Below are 4,952 nucleotides of genomic sequence, written 5' to 3' on the forward strand. Positions count from 1 at the left end.
CCGACGCTCTCCCGATGTGGGTGAGCAGACCACGCCTCACCCGCGCCGCAGCCACAGAACGGGCAGCACCTGCGCGCCCTGACGCCCCCGGACGCATGCCGGCTGCCGAACGGTCCCTACCTCCCGGCGCCGTGCACCCACCGGGGCCCACAAGCCGCACCGGCCCGCCAGGGCCGCAGAAGGGACGGTCTGGCATGAGCCGCACGCCATGGCACCGGAACGGACCCCGCGCCGAGCCCATCACCCGGGCGCGCACCGGCCTGACCCAGGACGTACGCGGCCGCCAGCGCCGCTACCTGGTGGCCATGCTGATCCGCAGCGCCTGCGTGGTCCTGATGGCCGCCACCTGGAACCGCTGGCCCGTCCTCGCCGCCTGCGCCCTGGCCGGCGGGCTCGTCATCCCGTACGTGGCGGTGGTGGCCGCCCAGGCCGGATGGCGCCAGCAGCGGGGCGTGCGGCCCCCGCTGGCGCGCATCCGCGAGGAGCCCGCCGCCCGCGTCCTGCTCGAACCCAGCCTGGTCCTGCCGCCGGAACGGAACACGGCAGGCTGATCCGACAAGTCCGCAGCACCGCCGCGGCACCGCACCGCGCCGCCTGCTCGCCCGGGCACGGCGCAGCACTGCCGGCCCGTTCACAAGCGGCCGGGACACGCCGGCACCCCCTTGTGCGCGGACGGCGGCAGAGCCCGGCGCGCGCATCGGGCAGCGGCCCCGGCGCTCTCCCCGACGGTCCGTGTCCCCGTGTGACGCCGGCCGGCGGCCGGCGCGGTGGCGGCCCGGCCGGGAGCTGCGTTGTCCGTTGTGGCGCCACCGAACCGAAGGGGAACGCGTATGACCGGACCCGAGGACTTCGAGGAGCTGCGGGCCCTGCTGTTCGCCTACGCCCACCGCGTGTCGGGCAAGGGGAGCACGGCACCGCAGACTCCCCGCACGACCCGGCTCGGCTGGGAGGACTCCCCGGCCCGGTCCGCGGGCGCCCGGGCCCTGCTCACGGCCGACGTCACCCGGATCACCGCCGACGTCCCCCGCATCCCGGCCGGCGTCCTGCGGCCCGCCCGCACGCAGGGGCAGGAGCCTGCCCGGCAGGCCCCCGGGCAGCCGGCCGAGCCGGCCGGCCCGTTGCCGGCGGCCGCCCTGGCGGTGCTGGACGGGCTGTCCCCGCTGGAGCGCGCGGTCTTCGTGCTGCGGGAGGTGTTCGGGTGCGGCCTGGCACAGACCGCGTCGGCCGTGGGCTGCTCGGAGGCGGCGTGCCGCCAGCTCTCCGCCGCCGTCTCCAGGGCCGTCGGCGGCGGCAGGGCTCTGCCCTGGCCCCGGCACGTCGTGGGTGCCCAGAACGTGGTCTGGGTGCTCGCCGCGACCATCCCGCCGCTGGTGCGGATCGGCGTCACCGTGGAACAGCACCTGGTCGACGGCGAGCCGGGAGCCCTCTTCCGCGACCGCAACGGCACGGTCCTCAACGCCATGCGCCTGGACATCCTCGACGGACGGATCCAGGCGATCCACCTGACGGCCGATGCCGACGCGCTCTTCGCCGACGCCCCCGAAGACAAGGCGAGCTGAACCCGCCGGCCTCGGCGAGGCAGGACACATTTCCCCCGCGGAATATGCCCCGCAATTTTGGGAACCAGCCGGCCGGTTTCCCCTCGAATTCCCCTCGAGTGCCCGTCGACCACGCGTGTATTTCCGTGGCGGACACTTGTCGCCCGGCACAAGAGAGCGTGCGGGATCCGGCGGGCCGAGGAGAATTCATTCGAATGTCTTTCGCTGTCCATTCAGCTGCTCGAAAGAACGGGAAAACCAAGCAGAATCGCGAGTTCATGATGGACGACGTCATACGGGAGATCCGTATCCGCGGCGCGTTGCAGCAGCCCGAATGGAACGACCCCGGGCAGGTGAGACGGGTGGCAGAAGCACTCGCCCAACGCCCCACGCTCGTCAGGGCCGACGACGCCGCCGCGCTGCGGACCCTGCTGGGCAAGGTCGCACTCGGCGAAGCCATGGTGCTGCAGTCCGGGGACTGCGCCGAGGACCCGGGGGAGTGCACCCCGGGCCACGTCGCACGCAAGGCCGCGCTGCTCGACCTCCTCGCCGGCACGCTCGGCCTGATCACCGGCAAGCCCGTCCTGCGCGCAGGACGCATCGCCGGACAGTTCGCCAAGCCCCGCTCCAAGCCCACCGAAGCCGTCGACGGCGTCGAACTCCCCGTTTTCAGGGGCCACATGGTCAACGGCCCCGAGCCGGACGAGGAGAGCCGCCGGCCCGACCCCCTGCGCATCCTCACCAGCTACATGGCCGCCTGCGACATCGTCGAACACCTGGGCTGGCGCGAACGCGCCGCCCGACGCGACGCGGTGGAACCACGGGTGTGGACCAGCCACGAGGCGCTGCTCCTCGACTACGAGATGCCCATGCTCCGCACCGACGAGAGCGGGCAGCTGTTCCTCGGCTCGACCCACTGGCCCTGGATCGGCGAGCGCACCCGCCAGGTCGAGGGCGCCCACGTCGCCCTGCTCACCCAGGTCAGCAACCCGGTGGCATGCAAGGTCGGCCCCGCCATGAGCAGCGGCGAACTGCTCGCCCTGTGCGAGCGGCTCGACCCGTGGCGCGATGCCGGGCGACTCACCCTCATCGCCCGGATGGGAGCCGACGCCGTCACCGATCGCCTCCCGCGCCTGGTCGAAGCCGTACGCGGCGCCGGCCACCCCGTCGTCTGGCTCACCGACCCCATGCACGGCAACACCGTCACCGCGCCCGGCGGCCTCAAGACACGCCTGGTCACGACCGTCGCACGCGAGGTCGCCCGCTTCGTCCAGGCCGTACGCGGCGCCGGCGGCATCCCCGGCGGACTGCACCTGGAGACCACCCCCGACGACGTCACCGAATGCGCCACCACCGAGGCCGACCTCGACTACGTGGGCGAGCGCTACACCTCGCACTGCGACCCCCGCCTCAACGCGTGGCAGGCCGTCTCCGTGGTCTCGTCCTGGACCACCTGAACCGCCCCCGCATCCGCGACACCCGCCCGGCCGCGCACCCACCGACACGGCAAGCCAGGAACTGGAGCCATGCCCGGCATACCCCCCATCAGCCCGTACCCGCTGCCCGCCGAGGGCGACCTGCCCGCACCCGTCGTCCACTGGAGGGCCGAACCGGACCGGGCGGTCCTCCTCGTCCACGACATGCAGCGGTACTTCCTCAAGCCGTTCCCCGACAGCATGCGCCAAGAACTCATCCGCACCACCGCCCTGCTGCGCGAGCGCTGCACCGGCCTCGGCGTCCCCGTCGCCTACACCGCCCAGCCCGGCGGCATGAGCGAGGAACAACGCGGCCTGCTCAAGGACTTCTGGGGTCCGGGCATGCGCCCTGAACCCGCCGACCGCCAGGTCACCGACGCCCTCGCACCGGCCGAGAGCGACTGGCTGCTCACCAAATGGCGCTACAGCGCCTTCTTCAACACCGACCTGCTGAGGCGGATGCGCGCCCAGGGCCGCGACCAGCTCATCCTGTGCGGCGTCTACGCCCACGTCGGGGTGCTGGCCACCGCCGTCGAGGCCTTCAGCAACGACATCCAGCCCTTCTTCGTCGCGGACGCCACCGCCGACTTCTCGCTCGCCCACCACCGCCAGGCACTGGCCTACGCCGCCGCGCGCTGCGCCCTGGTCACCACGGCCAAGCAGGTGTTCCCTTGACTGCTCTCCCGCCTGAAGGCGGGTGATTCCTGGCTCAGGCTGCCCGCTGAGGCGGCGCCTCAGCGGGTCTTGCGCCTTCGGCACCAGCCGGGTTCAGACCTGCCCGGATGAGCATCACGCGGGCGGAGTTCTTGTCCCTGGGGGATACGGCTCCGCACGCGGTGCAGGAATACATCCTCTCCGAGAGAGGCAGTGCGTGCTTGGTTCTCGCTCCGCACGTTGCGCAGTCCATCGTGGTGTGCGCGGGATGGATCAGATGCACGGTCCGGCCGTGCTTGCGGGCCATGGTCGTCTTCGCGAGGAACTTCGGTCTAAAGTCCTCCACCGCGAGCACGTCGTGATCACGGACCACGCCCTTGGCCCACTTGCGGGCGGTGTCCTGCCGCTGCCGGGCCACCTTGGCATGCAGCTTCGCCGTCCGAGCTTTCGCCGCCCGGTAGCCGTTCGATGCAGGCCTCCCCTTGGCCGGTCGACGCCGGGCCATCATCCGCTGGTAACGGGCGAGCTTTGGCGCGGCCGTGCGCCCGTGCTGCGGGTGGGGAAGGTCGTGGTCGTCGGATGTGGTGGTGGCGGTCTCGCGTACGCCCCAGTCGATCCCGATCACACGCCCGGTCGATGCCAGGGGTTCGACCGGCGCGGGCACAACGAACGAGGCGTACCACGCACCGGTGGCGTCCTGGTACACGCGCACGCTGGATGGATCGGCCGGAAGCTCCCGCGACCACACCACCCTCAGCACGATGTGGCCGGCGAGGTGCAGACGGCCCTCCTTGAGACGGAAGCCGCGCCGCGTGTAGTTCAGGGTCGGCCGCACCTCCCGCTTCTTCTTCCAACGCGGCATACCCGCCCGCCGGTGGTGCGGAACCCGGTTGTTGATGTCCTTCAACGCCTTGGCACGGGACTTGCCGAAATCCCGTACGAGCTGCTGCTGAGGAACACTCGACCCGGCAGCCAGCCACGGGGTTGTGCGCCTTGCCTCAGTCAGCATCTTGTTGAACGCGGCCGGGCCGACCTTCTCACCCTCGGTATGGGCCTTCTTCGAGCGGGCCACACACTCGTTCCAGATCCACCGGCACCGGTCCCACTCGGCTTCCAGCGCACGCCGGGCCGTCTTCGACAGGCGCACACGGAAGGTGTACCGGGCATACCCGGCCTCCTCCCTGAGCGCACCCGTCGTCATGCACCCGAACCTACCCCGGGGGACTGACAGTTGAGAGCTCTCGATCATTGCGGGCAGCTGCCTCACCCAGTCGTGGGATGGACG

Annotated in this window: 5 protein-coding genes; 4 read left to right on the forward strand and 1 reads right to left on the reverse strand. The window is 71.7% G+C overall.

The window, feature by feature from the left end; all coding sequences use genetic code 11:
* Positions 1 to 194 precede the first annotated feature (194 nt).
* The 4 genes from ABZ471_RS47645 to ABZ471_RS47660 all read left to right on the forward strand — a co-directional run bounded on the left by ABZ471_RS47645 (position 195) and on the right by ABZ471_RS47660 (position 3,688).
* Positions 195 to 551: a DUF3099 domain-containing protein gene (locus tag ABZ471_RS47645; RefSeq protein WP_359075402.1), complete on the forward strand. Its 357-nt coding sequence runs from the start codon at positions 195 to 197 to the stop codon at positions 549 to 551.
* A 279-nt stretch (positions 552 to 830) separates the two neighbouring features.
* Positions 831 to 1,559, forward strand: a complete 729-nt coding sequence (locus tag ABZ471_RS47650; protein ID WP_359075403.1) for a sigma factor-like helix-turn-helix DNA-binding protein — start codon at positions 831 to 833, stop codon at positions 1,557 to 1,559.
* A gap of 260 nt (positions 1,560 to 1,819) precedes the next feature.
* Positions 1,820 to 2,995, forward strand: coding sequence for a 3-deoxy-7-phosphoheptulonate synthase (locus tag ABZ471_RS47655; RefSeq protein ID WP_359075406.1), 1,176 nt, complete (start codon positions 1,820 to 1,822; stop codon positions 2,993 to 2,995).
* A 69-nt stretch (positions 2,996 to 3,064) separates the two neighbouring features.
* The gene (locus tag ABZ471_RS47660) at positions 3,065 to 3,688 is read left to right on the forward strand and encodes an isochorismatase family protein (protein ID WP_359075404.1); all 624 of its coding nucleotides are present in this window, start codon (positions 3,065 to 3,067) and stop codon (positions 3,686 to 3,688) included.
* 34 nt (positions 3,689 to 3,722) lie between these two features.
* On the opposite strand, the gene ABZ471_RS47665 is transcribed toward ABZ471_RS47660, so the two are convergent.
* Entirely contained in the window at positions 3,723 to 4,868 is a 1,146-nt protein-coding gene (locus ABZ471_RS47665) for a transposase (protein WP_359075405.1), read from the reverse strand.
* Positions 4,869 to 4,952: the final 84 nt, after the last annotated feature.

It is taken from the genome of Streptomyces sp. NPDC005728, from assembly GCF_040630895.1.
GTDB lineage: Bacteria > Actinomycetota > Actinomycetes > Streptomycetales > Streptomycetaceae > Streptomyces.

Coding starts and splice junctions, on each gene's coding strand:
- ABZ471_RS47660 (WP_359075404.1), top strand. CDS start 3,065: ATGCCCGGCATACCCCCCATCAGCCCGTACCCGCTGCCCGCCGAGGGC.
- ABZ471_RS47655 (WP_359075406.1), top strand. CDS start 1,820: ATGGACGACGTCATACGGGAGATCCGTATCCGCGGCGCGTTGCAGCAG.
- ABZ471_RS47665 (WP_359075405.1), bottom strand. CDS start 4,868: ATGACGACGGGTGCGCTCAGGGAGGAGGCCGGGTATGCCCGGTACACC.
- ABZ471_RS47645 (WP_359075402.1), top strand. CDS start 195: ATGAGCCGCACGCCATGGCACCGGAACGGACCCCGCGCCGAGCCCATC.
- ABZ471_RS47650 (WP_359075403.1), top strand. CDS start 831: ATGACCGGACCCGAGGACTTCGAGGAGCTGCGGGCCCTGCTGTTCGCC.